Origin of the sequence: uncultured Microbulbifer sp., from assembly GCF_913055755.1 — a bacterium.
Taxonomy (GTDB): Bacteria; Pseudomonadota; Gammaproteobacteria; order Pseudomonadales; family Cellvibrionaceae; genus Microbulbifer.
The window spans coordinates 1-16,849 of sequence record NZ_CAJXKH010000047.1 but is presented as its reverse complement, the minus strand read 5'-3'; the positions used below and the strand labels follow the sequence as shown (position 1 = coordinate 16,849).

15 protein-coding genes are annotated in these 16,849 nt (G+C 60.3%); 14 read left to right on the top strand and 1 reads right to left on the bottom strand.

Annotation, left to right across the window (positions count from 1 at the left end; genetic code table 11):
• Positions 1–46: 46 nt before the first annotated feature.
• The 14 genes from QZ511_RS09595 (at position 47) to QZ511_RS09530 (ending at position 15,735) form a co-directional block, all read left to right on the top strand.
• Positions 47–2,497, top strand: a complete 2,451-nt coding sequence (locus tag QZ511_RS09595) for a DNA internalization-related competence protein ComEC/Rec2 (protein ID WP_295802043.1) — start codon at positions 47–49, stop codon at positions 2,495–2,497.
• 184 nt (positions 2,498–2,681) lie between these two features.
• Entirely contained in the window at positions 2,682–3,506 is an 825-nt protein-coding gene (locus QZ511_RS09590) for a hypothetical protein (RefSeq protein WP_295802042.1), read from the top strand.
• A gap of 89 nt (positions 3,507–3,595) precedes the next feature.
• A complete protein-coding gene (locus QZ511_RS09585) occupies positions 3,596–4,387 on the top strand; it encodes a hypothetical protein (RefSeq protein WP_295802040.1) in 792 nt (263 codons plus the stop codon).
• Between the two features lie 275 nt (positions 4,388–4,662).
• Positions 4,663–5,283, top strand: a complete 621-nt coding sequence (locus QZ511_RS09580) for a MotA/TolQ/ExbB proton channel family protein (RefSeq protein WP_295802039.1) — start codon at positions 4,663–4,665, stop codon at positions 5,281–5,283.
• Positions 5,284–5,309: 26 nt separating this feature from the next.
• Positions 5,310–5,729 carry a biopolymer transporter ExbD gene (locus QZ511_RS09575; protein WP_295802038.1) on the top strand — a complete coding sequence of 140 codons (420 nt, stop codon included), beginning with the start codon at positions 5,310–5,312 and terminating at the stop codon, positions 5,727–5,729.
• Between the two features lie 117 nt (positions 5,730–5,846).
• Positions 5,847–7,685 carry a lipid A export permease/ATP-binding protein MsbA gene (msbA, locus tag QZ511_RS09570; RefSeq protein ID WP_295802036.1) on the top strand — a complete coding sequence of 613 codons (1,839 nt, stop codon included), beginning with the start codon at positions 5,847–5,849 and terminating at the stop codon, positions 7,683–7,685.
• Positions 7,686–7,734: 49 nt separating this feature from the next.
• Positions 7,735–8,766 carry a tetraacyldisaccharide 4'-kinase gene (gene lpxK, locus QZ511_RS09565; protein WP_295802034.1) on the top strand — a complete coding sequence of 344 codons (1,032 nt, stop codon included), beginning with the start codon at positions 7,735–7,737 and terminating at the stop codon, positions 8,764–8,766.
• A complete protein-coding gene (kdsB, locus tag QZ511_RS09560; protein WP_295802032.1) occupies positions 8,763–9,533 on the top strand; it encodes a 3-deoxy-manno-octulosonate cytidylyltransferase in 771 nt (256 codons plus the stop codon). The genes lpxK and kdsB overlap by 4 nt, the downstream gene beginning before the upstream one ends.
• A 79-nt stretch (positions 9,534–9,612) precedes the next feature.
• Entirely contained in the window at positions 9,613–10,680 is a 1,068-nt protein-coding gene (gene murB / locus QZ511_RS09555) for a UDP-N-acetylmuramate dehydrogenase (protein ID WP_295802030.1), read from the top strand.
• A gap of 255 nt (positions 10,681–10,935) precedes the next feature.
• Positions 10,936–11,583, top strand: coding sequence for a response regulator (locus tag QZ511_RS09550; protein WP_295802028.1), 648 nt, complete (start codon positions 10,936–10,938; stop codon positions 11,581–11,583).
• A gap of 97 nt (positions 11,584–11,680) precedes the next feature.
• Positions 11,681–13,495 carry an excinuclease ABC subunit UvrC gene (gene uvrC, locus QZ511_RS09545; protein ID WP_295802027.1) on the top strand — a complete coding sequence of 605 codons (1,815 nt, stop codon included), beginning with the start codon at positions 11,681–11,683 and terminating at the stop codon, positions 13,493–13,495.
• Between the two features lie 90 nt (positions 13,496–13,585).
• Positions 13,586–14,155 carry a CDP-diacylglycerol--glycerol-3-phosphate 3-phosphatidyltransferase gene (gene pgsA, locus QZ511_RS09540; RefSeq protein ID WP_295802026.1) on the top strand — a complete coding sequence of 190 codons (570 nt, stop codon included), beginning with the start codon at positions 13,586–13,588 and terminating at the stop codon, positions 14,153–14,155.
• Between the two features lie 138 nt (positions 14,156–14,293).
• Positions 14,294–14,884, top strand: coding sequence for an HNH endonuclease family protein (locus tag QZ511_RS09535; protein ID WP_295802023.1), 591 nt, complete (start codon positions 14,294–14,296; stop codon positions 14,882–14,884).
• A gap of 29 nt (positions 14,885–14,913) precedes the next feature.
• The gene (locus tag QZ511_RS09530) at positions 14,914–15,735 is read left to right on the top strand and encodes a glycerophosphodiester phosphodiesterase (protein WP_295802021.1); all 822 of its coding nucleotides are present in this window, start codon (positions 14,914–14,916) and stop codon (positions 15,733–15,735) included.
• Positions 15,736–15,774: 39 nt separating this feature from the next.
• Here QZ511_RS09530 and QZ511_RS09525 read toward each other — a convergent pair.
• Positions 15,775–16,849, bottom strand: a 1,075-nt coding sequence (locus QZ511_RS09525; RefSeq protein WP_295802019.1) for a sulfatase-like hydrolase/transferase, incomplete at its 5' end; no start/stop codon positions are given.

The window sequence follows — 16,849 nt, the reverse complement described above, 5'->3', positions numbered from 1 at the left end:
TCTTTAGATGGGGCAGGGAATGCCGATTTGGGGGGATGGAGCCCGTGTGTACCCCCGTATTTCAGCGACGATCTCGCTGTGGCTGTTTGCAGGGGGGATCGCGCAGGTAGCATTGTGGCCGCGGCTGCCGGTGGTTTCCGGGATGTTCTGGGCGAGCTACCTGTGCCTGGTCTGCGCGCTGATCGCACTTTTGATAGCGGTGCCGATGGGAATGCGGCGCCCCGGGCTCACTACCCTGTGCCACTGCTTGCTGCCGCTGCTGATTGGCATGGGCTGGGGGCTCTACTGGGATCGCCAGGCCCTGGATGAGCGCCTGCCCGCAGCCCTTCACGGCAGTGACTTCCAGGTGACGGTGCGGGTCACCTCGCTGCCGGAAGTACGCCCCGCGGCGTTCAATTTTGGCCGCCCCCGGGGCGTGAGCGGCAATCGACAGGACGTGAAATTTACCGCGGAAATCGAATCCAGTGATGTCGCGACGCTGGCGGGCAAGCGGGTACAGCTTGCCTGGTACGCTACCAAACGGGCCGCGGAAATCCGCGGTGGCAGCCGCTGGACGATGCGCGTCCGCCTCAAGCGCCCGCGCGGGAGTATCAACCCCCATACCTTTGATTACGAAGCCTGGCTGCTGCAGCAGCGGGTATTCGCCACCGGCTATATAAGGGAAAAGGACGCTGAACCCCGCTTGCTGGAGGGCGGTTCCGGGATACTGCAGCTGCGGGATTCGCTGCGGCAGCGGATACAGGCTTCCGCCCTGGAATCCGGGCGGTTGGTGCAGGCCCTGTTACTGGGGGACAAGTCCGGGTTGACCGACGCCGATCGCGCACTGTTGCGCAGTACCGGAACCGCGCATCTGCTGGCCATTTCCGGGCTGCATGTGGGGATGGTGGCCGGCTTCTTTCTGCTGGTGGGAGGCCTGTTAAGCCGTCTGCTGGGTCTCTATTGGCCACATAATCCGCGATTGCCTGCGGGGCTCGCAGCGGTCCTGGGTGCAGCCGGCTATACCCTGATTTGCGGTGCCCCGCTATCGGCGCAGCGGGCACTGATCATGACGATAGTGGCCCTGGCCGCGTGGGTATGCCGGCGTCGGGTATCCGGCGGGCTGGCATTCGCACTGGCCCTGGCACTGGTGCTGCTGGTGCAGCCACTGGCGGTGTTGAATGCCGGGTTCTGGCTGTCCTTTATTGCCGTTGCGGCGCTGCTGCTGGCGTTTGCCGGGCGCACCCGGAGCGAACCCGGGACCCGCGCGGGCGTTTATCTCAGTGGCGTCATCCGCAGCCAGTGGGCGGTGCTACTGGCGCTGTTGTTACCCTCGCTGATCTTCTTTTCCGGTGCCAGCAGTTCTGGCCTGCTGGCCAACTTCTTTGCCATTCCCTGGATGGGCCTCCTGATACTTCCGGCGATCATGCTCGGTGCGGTTCTCCCGGCCGGCCCGCTGGGTGATGCCTGCTGGGAATTTGCCGACTGGCAGCTGGGATTGTTGGTGGAAGTTCTCGGCGGGCTACAGCTGCGGATCTCCGGCTGGCACTGGCTGCCGTCACCGTCGTGGTCGGTGGCTGTTCTGGCCGCCGGCAGTATTTTGCTGCTGCTGTCGCCGCGGGGCTTTCCCGGCCGCTGGGCGGGTTGGTGTCTGCTGCCGGCGGTGTTTGCGGGGCTATTGCCATGGCGCCCGGCGGAGCCTGACTCGTTGCGCGTCACCACCCTGGATGTGGGGCAGGGGCTCGCGGTTGCGGTGGAATCCGGCGGGCACCACATGGTGCTGGATACGGGGGCCGGTTCGCCCGGTGGCTGGAGCGCCGGGCGCAGTGTGGTGGCCCCATTTCTGATCGGGGAGGGGGCTGTGACGGTGGATGCGCTGGTGGTGAGTCACGGGGATCGCGACCACGCCGGCGGGGTCGCGGGGCTGGCGGAAGTCATACCGGTCAGCAGATTGATTGCGCCGGGCCGTCTGTCCGCGCGTCTGGCCGAGGGCGTTCCGCGCCCTGTGTCTGCAGGCCAATGCACTGCCGGAGCGCAGATCCGGGAGGGGGACCTGACGGTTTCCTGGCTGTGGCCCCGGGAGTCTTCCGCGCTGGATGGCGAAGAGAACGACCACAGTTGTGTTGCCCTGCTCGAGTGGCAGGGAATCCGGGTGCTGTTCACCGGAGATATTTCCCGCGATGTGGAGCGGCGGCTGGTGGATCTGTATCCGGAATTCGCCCCGGTGGACCTGTTGATCGTGCCCCATCACGGTTCCCGGACCTCGACCTCTACAGCGCTGCTCGATTGGTCACAGCCTGCCAGGGCGGTATTCAGCGCGGGCTACCGCCACCATTTTGGTCACCCGCACCCGACGGTGGTTCAGCGTCTGTTAAGCCACGGGGTGGAAGTATTCAGCACCGCAGATGCGGGGGCGGTGCAGTTCCAATGGGCCACGGGTACCGAGTTGCCGCGGGTGCGATGTGCCCGCAGTAGCGCAGGGTTCTGGTTGACCGCAGGGCCGTTGGCTGGGTGCGAGTAGGGCTTATGTGCGCCAGTGCGCATTGAGTCTGGGGCCACGGCCGCAGCACTTGCGTGGGGAATCTCTTGCCCGTGGATCTGCCCGGCAGAGGCAGGCGGGAATGAGAGCTGGCTCAAGGTTTTTGCTGTTCGCCAAGTGGTACTGTGCCGCCCATATTCAGCAAACAGATGTTTTGGTTAGTTGTATGAAAATAAATCAATTGGCAGGTGCGATTCTAATCGCATCGGGCCTGTCCGTCAGCGGTGTCGCTGCAGCGGATGAGTGGAAATATTCCCTGGGCACCGATATCAGCAGTGGTGCCTACGGAGACAGCGAAGACACCGAGATTGTCTCCACGCCATTTACCGTCAGTTACTCCCCGAGTGCGAGCTGGACGTTCAAGGCTTCGTTGCCCTGGACCAGTATCGAGGGGCCCGGGGGCGTTGTGCCCGGCGGTGATGGCGGCATTGTGATTGGCCCCGGCAACGGGCGCGGCAACGGCAACGGTGGCAACCAGACCGGCGATGAAGTCGTGATCACCGAAGAATCGGGTCTCGGCGACCTGTGGCTGACCGGCACTTACAGCCTGCAGCCGATTGCGCAGCAGTACTTCGTTGATCTATCGGCAAAGTACAAATTGCCGGTGGCGGATGAGGACAAGGGACTGGGCACCGGTGAGGCGGATTACACCCTGCAGGCAGAAGTGTTTACCGTTGTCGACAACTTCACACCGTTTGTGACGGTTGCCAGGAAATACAAGGGCGACCTGCCGGAAACAGAGCTGCGCGATGTCTGGTACACCTCCGTAGGCAGTGGCTATCGCCTCAGTGAAATTGCAAGTGTTGGGGCTTCCCTGGACTACCAGCAGGCCGCCACAGCCGAAAGCGACGCGCAAACGGAGATTTTCGGCTATTACAGTCACAAGCTCAGCAACCAGTGGACCGGTATGCTCTATGGATACCTGGGGCTGGCAGACGGCAGTCCGGACCAGGGGTTCGGATTTCAGGTTAGCTACCGCCCGGCAGACTGATCGAGCGTATTTCCCGCGGAGCAATGCTTGTGCGGAATTTTTCCGCGAGACGGCGGCGCGGGGATCAGGTTAAACAGGAGAAATAAGTGATGAGAATGCCATTTAAAACCACCGCTCTGGCAGCTGCACTGGCAGCGTTCGCAAGTGTGCCCCTGGTGTGGGCGGACGAGGATATGCCGGAAACCGATAGCACCGACACTGAAGTCGTGGAAGTTGCGGATGCTGTGCCCAGTGATCGCATTGTGGGTTATTTCAGCGACTTCTTCGGTGAAGACGCCGAGACCGTAGCCTCGGGTCTGCGCAGCGGCAGTATCCATTATGTGAAGCCGCCAGTGGAAGGTGAGGAAACCGGCACGGACACCGAAACCGGTACCGATACGGACACCGAAACCGATGGCGACACCACGGTAGAGGCGCCGGAAGTGGAAGAGGGCGCGGAATCCGGCACCGGTATGGGCTGGGGCAATGTGGTGATCACCATGGCGCTGGCGGAGCAAATGGCGGCTATGTCCCAGGCAGAGGCGCTTGAGGGCGAAATGGGCATGACCGCGGATGAGTCCCTGAATGAAATCCTGTTCATGCGCCAGGAGCAGGGCATGGGCTGGGGCGAAATTGCCAAGTCCATGGGTGTGAATCTGGGTGAGGTGATCAGCGGTATCCGCTCCAACCGCCCGGATATGACCGAGCAGGTTGCACGCAAGGAAGCCCGGGGCGCGATGCGCGCCGAGAAGGCTGCTGAGCGCATGGAAAAGGTCGGCAAGCCGGAAAAGATCGGCAAGCCGGAAAAGGTTGCCAAGGTCGACCGCCCGGAACGTCCGGTGCGCCCCGAGAAGGTGGAGCGCCCGGAAAAGCCGCAGCGCCCGGAGCGCCCCGGCAAGTAAGGTGATCTGCCAGACCTTGTACCGCAAACAGCCGCCCATCGGGCGGCTGTTTGCGTTTTCAGCGGTGTCAGCGGCTGGTTGTGCTGAATGCCCCGCCAGCTCGCGGTCTGCAGGCGGGTGGCCGTGAATCCTGGCCAGTGACGTCCTGCAACCCGGTTCACAGGGATGAAAATCATGCCTAGGTGAGACTTAGCCAACCTCGAGACCTGTGGTAGAGTTTCCGCCTTAACCTGAATCCATAACAAAACCCTTCCGCAGTCTGGGGCGAATAAAAAGTGTTAGAGATTATCAAGTCTGGCGGCTGGCTGATGCTGCCGATCCTGCTCTGTTCCGTTGCTGTCATAGCCATCTTTATCGAGCGCATGTGGACCTTGAACGAGCGCAAGATCGCGCCGCGCGCGCTGCTCGGCGAGGTCTGGGGTTGGCTGAAAAACAACCAGTTAACCACGGCGAAAATCAAGGAACTGCGTGATTCGAGCCAGCTGGGGCGCATTTTTGCCGCGGGCCTGTCCAATTCCCGGCACGGCCGCGATGTGATGAAAGACAGCATCGAAGAGGCTGCCAGCCAGGTGGTTCACGAGCTGGAGCGCTTCCTGAATGTGCTGGGTACGATTGCCGCCGTTGCCCCGCTGATCGGTCTGCTGGGTACCGTGGTGGGTATGATCCAGGTATTCACCGCAATCATGCTGGAAGGCACCGGCAACGCCGGGGTGCTCGCCGGCGGTATCTCGCAGGCGCTGATCACCACCGCCGCGGGGCTGACTGTCGCCATTCCGGCGCTGATGGCCCATCGCTATTTCCAGCGCAAGGTGGACTCCATTGTGGTCACCATGGAGCAGGAAGCGGTGAAACTGGTGGATGCCCTGCACAGCGACCGCCGCGTCGAAGCTGCGTAAGCGCCTGATAGGCTGAGGAGCGCTGCATGCAATTTCGTCGCCAGAATACCGAGCAGGAGGGGGTAAACCTCACGCCACTGATCGATGTGGTATTCCTGCTGCTGATCTTTTTTATGGTGTCGACCACCTTTACCAAGGAAAGCCACCTGAAACTCAATCTGCCCGAGGCCGCAGGGCCGCAGGCGGAAAACCCGCCATCCACCATCGAGGTGCTGATCAATGCGGACGGTTCCTACGCCGTCGACGGTCGCGCGCTCATCAACAAGAAACTGACTACGCTGAAATCTGCGCTGTCGGAAGTGTCGGCCGGCGAGTACAATCGCCCGCTGATCATTACCGCGGATGCCACTGCCGAACATCAGGCAGTCGTGCGTGCAATGGATGCCGCTGGCCAGTTGGGGTTTGTGCACCTCAGCATCACCACCCGGCAGCCGGACGAACAGTAATCTATAACGTGTTTAACCGCCGGGGTGCGCAGGTTGCGTGGCCCGGCGTTGTCGTTGCTGGCAGTCGGGTGCTATTGCCCGGGCTGCGGCTACGCAGGACACATCGCCAAGAATTTTATGGATAAATCCCAACAGCCAGTGCCGCAGCCCGAGCACGGTGCCCGCACATACCGCCGCCTGCTGAGTTACGCACTGCCGCAGTGGCCGCTGTTTGTGCTGGCGGTGTTCGGCTTCATGCTGTTTTCCGGCATGGAAGTGACGCTGATCGCCGTCACCGAGCTGCTGCTGGACGCGGTTGGCGCAGGTATTCAGCAGGGCAGGGGCTTTCTGTCGCAATATGTGGCGGGCTTTTTCCCGGATGGGATCATGCCCCAGACCACCGCGCGCTGGCTGGTGCCGGTCGTCATGCTGGGGATCATCATCCTGCGGGCCATTGGCAACTTCGTCGGCAGTTACGGACTCGCGTATGTTGCGCGGGCAGTGATTCACCAGCTGCGCACCGAACTATTCGAGCATATCGGCAAGCTGCCGAGCAGTTACTTCGATCGCTATACCGGTGCCTACCTGATATCCAAGGTGGCCTACAACGTCGAGCAGGTCACCAACTCCATCACCAAAGCCCTGAAGACCATGATTCGGTCTTCCTTTACTGCCATCGGTCTGCTGACCTACCTGCTGATGGTGAACTGGAAGCTGACGCTGACCTTTTTCCTGTTTGTGCCCATCATCGCACTGATCGTGAGCGTGGTGGGCAAACGATTCCGCAAACTCAGCCATCGTATCCAAAACACCATGGGGGACGTCACCCACGTTACCCAGGAAGCCATCAATGGCTACGAGGTGGTACGTATGTACGGCGGGCGGAAATACGAAAACAAACGCTTTGAAGCCGCCAGCAACGCCAACCGCCAGCAGTTTATGAAACTGGTGGTGGCGGACAATGCCAGTGTTTCCGTTATCCAGACCATGGTGGGACTGGCCACTGCGGTGCTGGTGTGGTTTGCACTGGCGCCGGGCATGGTCGAGGCGATGACGCCCGGGGTATTTGCCTCCTATATCGGCGCTGCGGCGTCGCTGGCCAAACCGATCCGCAACCTGTCCGAGGTGTATGCGGAGATCCAGAAAGGGATTGCCGCGGCGGAAAGTATTTTCGAAGTGTTTGACTCCCCCAAAGAGCCCGCAGGTGGGCAGCTGGCGTTGCCGCAGCCGGTTACCGGCAAGGTGACGTTTGAACACCTGGGCTTCCGCTACAGCGAAGACGGCCCGGCGGTGCTCAGCGATATCGACTTCACCGTTGATGCGGGTCAGACGGTGGCGCTGGTGGGCGCATCCGGGTCCGGCAAAAGTACCCTTGTGAGTCTGCTGTCCCGTTTTTACGACCCCACCTCTGGCCGCATTCTGCTGGACGGGGTGGATATCACCCAGGTACCGATGGCAGAGCTGCGTCACCAGATCAGCCTGGTCTCCCAGAATATCGTGCTGTTCAACGATACCGTGTACCGCAACATTGCTTATGGCGAGCTGGAGAGCAAGTCGGAAGCGGATGTGCAGAGGGCGGTAGATCTGGCCCACGCGCGGGAATTTGTCGACGAGCTGCCGGAAAAACTGCACACCGTTCTCGGTGACAATGCGCAGATGCTTTCCGGTGGCCAGCGCCAGCGTCTGGCGATTGCGCGGGCGCTGCTGAAAGATGCCCCGGTGCTGATTCTCGACGAAGCCACATCGGCGCTGGACAATGAATCCGAGCGCCATATCCAGGCGGCGCTCACCGAGGTGATGAAGAATCGCACCACATTTGTGATCGCCCATCGTCTCAGTACTATTGAAAATGCAGATTGTATTCTGGTCATGGACCAGGGGCGCATTGTCGAAAGCGGTAACCACGTGGAACTGCTGGCGCTGGGTGGCCGCTATGCACTACTGCTACAGCAGCAATCCGGTGGGCACCTGAGCTGAGCGCGCTCGGGTCGAAGTGAATAAAGAATCAAGGAGCGGTTAGGGCAGAATGTCTCTGGAAGACTGGTTGAACAAGCGCTGGTACCCGGCGTCCGACGGCGAAGGCAATGACAGCACACAGCTGCCATTGCTGGCGCCGCTGGAAGTCGCGTTCCGCCACGCCAGCCGCTGGCGGAAGCTGCGCAATAAACCCGCACCGCTACCGGTACCGGTCATTGTGGTGGGCAATATCACTGTGGGTGGCGCGGGTAAAACTCCGCTGGTGGCGGAACTCGGCCGCTGGCTGCAGCAGCGCGGCAAAAAGCCCGGCATTATCAGCCGCGGTTACGGTGGTCGCGCCCAGGGTTATCCCTATGACGTCACCGCGCAATCCCATCCGCTGGAATCCGGCGATGAACCCCTGATGTTGCACCTGATGACCGGGCTGCCAGTGATGGTGTCGCCCAAGCGCAGTGAAGCTGCGGAAGCCCTGATTGCGCAGCACGGCTGCGATGTGATTCTGTCCGATGATGGGTTGCAGCATTACGGGCTGTGGCGCAGCCTCGAAATCTGTGTGGTCGACGGCACCCGTGGTCTCGGGAACGAACATCTGTTGCCGCGGGGGCCCCTGCGGGAATCCGCCGAGCGCCTCGCCAGTGTGGATATGGTGATCGTGAATGGCCAACCGTCGGAGATAGTGCTCGAGCAGTGTGGGGACGAACTCGATTTCACCATGGAATTGCAGCCGTCGCGCTGGCACCAGTTCAACCTGGACCAGACTTCCACCCTGAAACTGGAGTCCGGCCCGGAAGTGGGGCCTTGCCATGGGGTTGCCGCCATCGGCAATCCGCAGCGGTTTTTCAACGCCCTGCGCAGCCTCGGATTTACGGTGATGGAAATGGCGTTTCCGGACCATCACCAGTTCAGCCAGACGGAGCTGCAACTGGATGGTATCACCCCGGTGATCATGACCATGAAGGACGCGGTCAAGTGCCGGGACTTCTGGCAAAGCCACTGGTGGGCCATGGAGGCCAATGCCATTTTGCCGGACCTGTTCTATCAAAAAATTCATCAGCATATCGAGAGCTTTGATCCCGCATGAGTGCTTCGGATTTTTCCTTTGACGTGATCATCCCGGCCCGCTACGCCTCCAGCAGGCTGCCGGGCAAACCCCTGGCAGATATTGCCGGCAAGCCCATGGTGCAGCGGGTCTACGAGCAGGCAATGAAGAGTGCCGCCGAGCGGGTAGTGGTAGCGACCGATGATATGCGGGTAGCGGAGGCGGTACAGGCATTCGGTGGCGAGGTCTGTATGACTTCTGCGGACCACGCATCCGGTACCGACCGGCTGCAGGAGGTGGCCGGTAATCTCGGGCTCGCTGCCGACCGTATCCTGGTCAACGTGCAGGGGGATGAACCGCTGATACCGCCGGCGGTGATCGATCAGGTGGCGCAAAACCTGGCGCAGAATGCGGCCGCCGGCGTGGCGACCCTGGCGGAGCCGATTACCTCGGTGGAAGATTTTCTGAACCCCAACGTGGTAAAGGTGGTGGCGGAAGAAAGCGGCCTGGCGCGGTATTTTTCCCGCGCGCCCATTCCCTGGCCCCGCGACGCTTTCGCGACCGAGCGCAATGCATTACCGGCGGGGCTGAATCCGCGCCGCCACATTGGCATCTATGCTTATCGGGCGGCGCAATTGAACCTTTTTGTTTCCTGGCCGGTGGCGCCGCTCGAACAATTCGAGGCGCTTGAGCAGTTGCGCTTCCTATACAACGGGCAGGCAATCCACGTGGCGGATGCCATTGAGGATGTTCCCGGCGGCGTGGATACCGAGCAGGATCTACAGCGTATGTGTTCCTTGTTTACCTGAGTAACCACTTTGGCTAATCCGCATTGAGCGCCGGTGACGGGCGACTGCCTGTTGGCAGATGGAGTTGATTAGAGAGTTCATGATTCGGACCGATACAGACCTTCAGCCTTTCAATACCCTGACCAGCGCGGCGCGGGCAAAATATTTTGCCGAGGCGACGGATTACCAGGGGCTGCATGAAGCGCTGGAATTCGCCCGCAGAAAGCAGTTGCCAATTCTCCCCCTGGGCGGCGGTAGCAATATCGTGCTGACCGGCGACTTCCCCGGGTTGGCCCTGCATATGGGGCTCAAGGGGCTTGAGTTTGAACCGGCAGAGGAGGGGGCAACCCGGATCACCGCCGCCGCCGGTGAAAACTGGCACCAGCTGGTAATGAACAGTGTTGCCCGGGGGCTCGGCGGGCTGGAAAACCTGGCGCTGATTCCCGGCAATATCGGCGCCGCGCCGATTCAGAATATTGGCGCTTACGGGGTCGAGCTCAAGGATACTTTTCACAGCCTTACGGCAATGGAAATTGCCACCGGTGACCTGGTGGAGTTTAGTGCCGAGGCCTGCCAGTTCGGTTACCGCGACAGCGTATTCAAGCAGTCCGCCCGGGATCGTTTCCTGATCTGTGAAGTGCGCCTGCAATTGCCGGGGAGCTGGCGCGCACAGATTTCCTACCCGGCGTTGCAGCAGTATTTTGCTGAAACCGGCCAGGCGCTGGAGTCGCTGACGCCGGAAGATGTGGCGGAAGCGGTGATCGCCATCCGCAATTCCAAACTCCCCAACCCGGTGCACATTCCAAACGCCGGTAGTTTCTTCAAAAACCCCGTGGTAACCGGCGAGCAGTACCAGGTGCTCAAACAGCGGTATCCGGACCTGGTGGCCTTCTCCATTGGTGACGACTGGAAGCTGGCGGCTGGCTGGCTGATTGATCGTGCCGGCTGGCGCGGGTTTGCCCGGGACGGGGTCGGCGTGCACGAGCGCCAGGCCCTGGTGCTGGTCAATCCGGGTCACCAGTGCGGCGGCAAGGTGGTAGCCCTGGCGCGTGAGATTGCCGCCGATATCCACACAAAATTCGGTGTCGAGCTGGAGGCCGAGCCGCGCTTCTATCCAGACTCTCTCCCCGATTCCCCCGGGGCCGGCCGCCAATCCACATCAGCATGATTGACCAGGCCGGCGCCTGCTTCCGTTATATTGCCGTGTAACAAAGACAGCTTATGCAGTTTTTGTCTGCAGAAGGTGCGAAGCGCCTCGCTTTGCAGTTGCGGGTTTGTCTGGTATGTTCTCAGTGGGCTCTGTGGATGGATCTTTGCGGGAATTGCCTGCTGAGCAAAAAGAACAAAACACAGTTTCGCGCAGGGGAAAGAATATAGGAAAATCTTGCGCCAGCTGTCTAGAGAATCCGTAGTTGGGGCTAATTTGATAAGAGTCTTGGTGGTAGATGATCACGACCTCGTACGCATGGGAATATCGCGTATGTTGGGTGATGTCACCGATATCGAAGTGGTAGGTGAAGCCAAAAGCGGCGAGGAAGCCATTGCTTTTGTGCGCGAATCGGAAGTCGACGTGATTCTGATGGACGTCAGGATGCCCGGTATGGGTGGCATTGAGGCGACCCGAAAAGTACTCGGTCGTTTTCCAGGTGCCCGCGTGGTTGCGGTCAGCGCACTGGACGATGAGCTTTTCCCCACGCGCCTGATTGAGGCCGGCGCCAAGGGCTACGTTACCAAGGGCGCTGACCTGGAAGAAATGGTCCGCGCTATCCACGCGGTCATGGCGGGCGAAACCTATATCAGCAGCTCCATCGCCGGAAAGTTGGTGTGGAGCAGGGCACGCGGCGGCAGCGGTTCACCGTTTGGAGAACTGTCTGAGCGGGAGCTGCAGACGGCGGTCATGATCGTAAACGGCAACAAGGTGTCGGAAATAGCAGGAACGCTTTCTGTCAGTCCAAAAACCGTCAATACCTATCGCTATCGGATCTTCGAGAAACTGGGTATCCACTCGGACGTGGAGCTGACGCTACTGGCGGTGAAGCACAACGTCCTCGACCCGGAAGAGGCGTTGTAACCTGAAGCGGTGTAAAATGGGCTCGCCCATCAATGAATTCAGCAGAAACAGGGGCCGCATGCGGCCCCTGTTTTTTTTGTGGTGAAAGCCTGACCAGATGTTTGATAGCAAGCGCTTTTTGTCTACCGTTACCCGCAAGCCCGGCGTCTACCAGATGTTCGACGCCAATGGCGCGGTGTTGTATGTGGGCAAGGCAAAAAATCTGCGCAACCGGTTGTCCAGTTATTTCCGTGCGAGCGGTCTCACCGCCAAGACCATGGCTCTGGTGGAAAAGATCGCGGATATCGAAGTTACGGTAACCCGCAGCGAGACCGAAGCGCTGGTACTGGAACAGAGCCTGATCAAATCCCAGCGGCCGCCCTATAACGTCATGCTCAAAGACGATAAAGGGTATCCGTATATATTTCTCTCCAGTAAGGATACCTATCCGCGCATCGCGTTTCACCGCGGTGCCAAGCGCAAGAAGGGGGACTATTTCGGTCCCTTCCCCAATGCGTCCTCGGTGCGCGACAGCCTCAATTTCCTGCAGAAAACCTTTCGCATCCGCTCCTGTGAAGACAGCGTGTTTGCCAACCGTTCACGCCCCTGCCTGCAATACCAGATAGAGCGCTGTACCGCCCCTTGTGTGGAATATATCAGCCCGGAAGATTACCGCGCGGACGTGCGCCATGCGCAGATGTTCCTGAAGGGCAAGAGTGACACCATCCTGCGCGAGCTGGCACAGGATATGGAGGCCGCCTCCGAGGCGCTGGAATTTGAAAAGGCGGCGCGATTGCGGGATCAGATTGCCGCACTGCGCCGACTGCAAGCGGACCAGGTGGCGGAAAGTGGCGCGGCCGATGTGGATGTACTCGGGGTCGCGGTTGAGGGCGGCCTGTGCTGTGTGCATGTGCTGTTCATTCGCCAGGGGCGGATCCTCGGCAGCCGCAGCTACTTCCCCAGCGAAAAGCTGGGTCTTTCGGGGGGCGAGTTGCTGTCAGCATTTATCCCCCAGTTCTACCTGAGTGCCCAGCGAGACGTACCGCGCCAGATACTGGTGTCTGAGCCGCTGGAAGATCAGGATGTCATCCAGCAGGCGCTGAGCGCGGATGCCGGGCGGGATATTGCCATAGTGCACAAGCTGCGGGGCAACCGCGCCACCTGGGTGGAACTGGCGCAACAGGCCGCCAGCCAGAACCTGCAGAGCCGCACCGCTTCGCAACAAAAGCTGCAGGGCCGGTTTGAAAACCTCCAGGAGGTGTTGCGTCTTGACGAATTGCCCGAACGCCTGGAGTGTTTCGATATCAGCCACTCCAGTGGCGAGGCCACGGTGGCTTCCTGCGTAGTGTTCGATACTGGCGGTGCGGTGAAGTCCGATTACCGGCGTTTCAATATCGAAGGTATCCAGGCCGGTGACGATTACGCAGCCATGGGGCAGGCATTGAAACGTCGCTACACCCGTTTATCCAGCGGTGAGGGGCGCTTCCCCAATATCTTGCTGATTGACGGAGGCAAGGGGCAGGTGAGCCAGGCAGTGGATACGCTCAACGGGCTGGGTGTGACCGGGGTGCAGATCATCGGTGTGGCCAAGGGAACTACCCGCAAGGCGGGTTTCGAGACCCTGCATGTGGTGGCAGAAAACCGGGAACTGGTGCTGGAGTCTGACTCGCCGGCTCTGCACCTGATCCAGCAGGTCAGGGATGAGGCGCACCGGTTCGCCATCACCGGCCACCGCCAGCGTCGTGACAAGAAGCGAAGGGAGTCGCCACTGGAGGGGATTCCCGGTGTCGGGCCCGCGCGACGACGGGCACTGCTGCACCATTTTGGCGGCCTGCAGGAGATCCGCAAGGCAACCGTCAATGAAATTGCCGGGGTCGAAGGGGTGAGCCGCAAACTGGCTCAGGATATATACTCCGCACTGCATCACGAATGAACGGTGCCTGTTGCCGTTTATTTTTGTGACACGGCTTGCTAAGTTAGGCGCGGCCGACGAAGTGTGTTCAGCGAATCTAGAAGGACCAGCATGACCCTCGCCAATCAAATTACTCTGCTGCGCGTTGCGCTGATTCCGGTATTCGTGGTGGTCTTTTACCTGCCGTATAAATGGAGTTATTTCGCCTCTGCGGTGATTTTTGCTGCAGCAGCAGCCACCGACTGGCTGGATGGCTACATTGCGCGCAAATTCAATCAGAGTACGCCATTCGGCGCCTTCCTCGATCCGGTCGCTGACAAGTTGATGGTGGCCACGGCACTGGTACTGCTGGTGGACCTGCACAACCACCACTTTTTCACCATTGCTGCGGCGGTGATCATCGGCCGTGAGATTGCGGTATCTGCTCTGCGGGAGTGGATGGCGGAAATCGGACTGCGCAGCAGCGTTGCCGTCAACTACATCGGCAAGATCAAAACCACCGCGCAGATGGCGGCAATCATTGTGTTGCTGGCGTTTGATGTGCGCGAATTCCCGGTGATGGAAACCATCGGCTATATCCTGCTTTACGTCGCCGCGGTGCTCACTTTGTGGACGATGTTTATCTACCTGAAGGCCGCCTGGCCGGCGCTCGCCGGCGATACCGGACACAAGCAATCCTGAGAACCCGGGGGTGGCACCCCGGTTATTCGCTTCTTTCTGACACCATTTCACGAAACTAACACACAAGGATATTCGCGCCAAATCGCCTGAGGTACGATCGTTCCAGATTGTTGTATTTCTGGTGATCGGGAGCTTTTTGTGTCGTTTGTTTCCAGTGTTTTTCGCCCTGGCTGTGTTCGTTTTCTTTCTCTGGTCATTACTGCGGGTCTGCTGGCCGGCTCCGGGGTTGCCGCGGCTAAAGAGTCCGACTACCAGCGTAAAGAATGGTTACCGCGCTGGTCGGATGCAGATCGGGACTGCCAGGATACCCGGCACGAACTGCTGATCCGCTATTCCCTGGCGCCGGTAGCGTTTACCCGGCGGGACGAGTGCAAGGTGGCTACGGGACTGTGGATGGACCCGTACACCGGCAATTTTTACGAACGCGCATCGGACCTGGATGTGGAACATATAGTGCCGCTCAAATGGGCCCACGATCACGGGGGTGCAAACTGGAGCCGGGCACAAAAGCGGCGCTTCGCGGAAGACCCGGATAACCTTTGGCTGGTGGATGATGGTCGCAACCAGAGCAAAGGACACCGCGGGCCGGATCAGTGGATGCCACCGTACGGGCCGGTCAGGCGATATTATTTACGGCGGTTTATGGCGGTGGCGGAAAAATACGGGCTGGAAGTGAGCCATGGGGAGCAACAGCTGTTTCTCGCCATGCTGGAAAGCCACCGGGGCTGAATTAACTGCAAAGGGTTCTGATGAGGTTGTTGCGCAAGATCTTGTACTGGTTATTGCTGTTGGTGCTGTTCGGGCTGGCGATACGCTGGTTGGCTCCCGGGTGGATTGACGAGCAATACCGGGAGGCGGTAGCCGGGCGGCCGCAGCTGCCGGGCAATGTTTGCCGCAAAGGCTGGGGCCATCGCGGGCTGGTCAACGAAGATGCAAACATCCGCGAAAACACCGTCGCCAGTGTGCGCAATGCGTTTACTGCCGGTGCTGCCGGAGTGGAAGTGGACATACTCTACGACCGCGAAAGCGGCCGGTTTATCGTTTCCCACGACCGTCCTTATCAACGGGATGAAGACGGCGAGCCTCTGGACCTGCGCAGCCTGTTCGAACAGGTCGGTAGTGGCGGCTACTTCTGGTTGGACGCCAAGGACCTGCGGGAGCTCGCCCCCTGGGTGGCTTCCGATGCGGTAGCGCAGCTGGCGGGGTTGATCCGGGAGTTGGGCATGCGGGAGCGGGTCTTCGTCGAGTCGCGCCATGCACTCTATCTGTCCTGGCTGGCGGAGCAGGGGATTCACACCAGCCTGATGATCAGTCCCAACGAGCACAAATATTCCCGCGGGGTTTTCCGGGCCAATCTTTACCTGGCCAAACTGGCGTACACCTGGGGGCCTTTCAGCGCATTTTCCATGAACGATTACCGCTATACCGCAGGTGTGGCGGAAGAGTTGGGAGTGCAGGTTCCAGTGCTCGTCAGTACGGTGAATGACCGCGCTGCATTCCAGCGCTTCGCGGACTCTCCGGCAATCGCCGTGGTGCTGACAGATCGCCCATTCTTCGACTATCGCGGTTGCAAAAACTGACCGCACCGGGTCCCGAACAACAGGGCCCGGCAGTCTGGGTCATATGCTGCTGGCACCGACACTGGCGCCGGTGGTGCGGGCTCCCGCAGGTGCGGTCGCGGTCTCTTTGCTGCTATCGTCACTCAGCTCGCGCTGTTGCACGGATTGTTGGCTGTTGCGTTCTGCTTGCCGGTGCAGGACCAGCTCTATTTCATCTTGCTTCAGGTCATCGGCGGTAATCTTGCTGCCGCTGACCAGCTGCATAGAACTGAACACCGGCCCCTGTGACGTTTCCCGCACCTGTTGAAACAGATTGTCCCCGTAGAGTTTTTCATTGTGGAAGTAGTGCACGCCTTCCACCTTGTTGGGGTTATCCAGCCGGAAGCCCATTTCCCCCAGCAGCCAGCGCCCCATTTCATAGTGGCTGACCAGATTGCTGTCCGGTAGGCGATAGGGCGTATCCGACGGATTGTCCCGTCGCTCGAATGCCATCATCGGCACCGAAGCCACCGCCGGGCGCAGGCGGTTGTGCCCCCAGGAGCCGTTTTCCCCCAGCATCTGGCCGTGATCCGAGGTAAACACCCAGAGCAGGTCGCCGCGGAAATTTTCCTGAGCAAACTCGATGGTGTCCGCGAGCAGGGAGTCCAGATACAGCAGCGCATTGTCGTAGGCGTTGGAGCGGCGCTGGTTGACCGAAATACCGCCGCCCTCCGTGGGCCAGACGCTGTAGCGCTCGGGTTCTGCCTGGTAGGCATCTGCGTAGGGGGTGTGCGCGGTGCGCAAATTCAACACCACAAAGTTCTTTTCCGCCCATTGCTGTCCCGCCAGCCAGCCGAGTGCCGCGCGATCTCCATCGGCACTCAGGCTCAGTGGATCGTCTTCACGGGTAATGCGCACGTCGATATGCTGGCTGTCGAGGCCATTGAGAAGTTTGGATTCCTGGGTCGAGATCCAGAATGTCTTGTAGCCAGCCTCCTGGGCGCGCCGGAACAGGTTGGCGACACCAGAGTCCAGCGCTGCGAGGTTGCCCGGTTCATTCACCACATTCAGCATCAGCGGTAGCGAGGCACCGGTGGCGACAGACGCCGCGAGTCCGTTACTCACCTCTAGTTTGCCGCTTGCCGCAAGCGCCGAC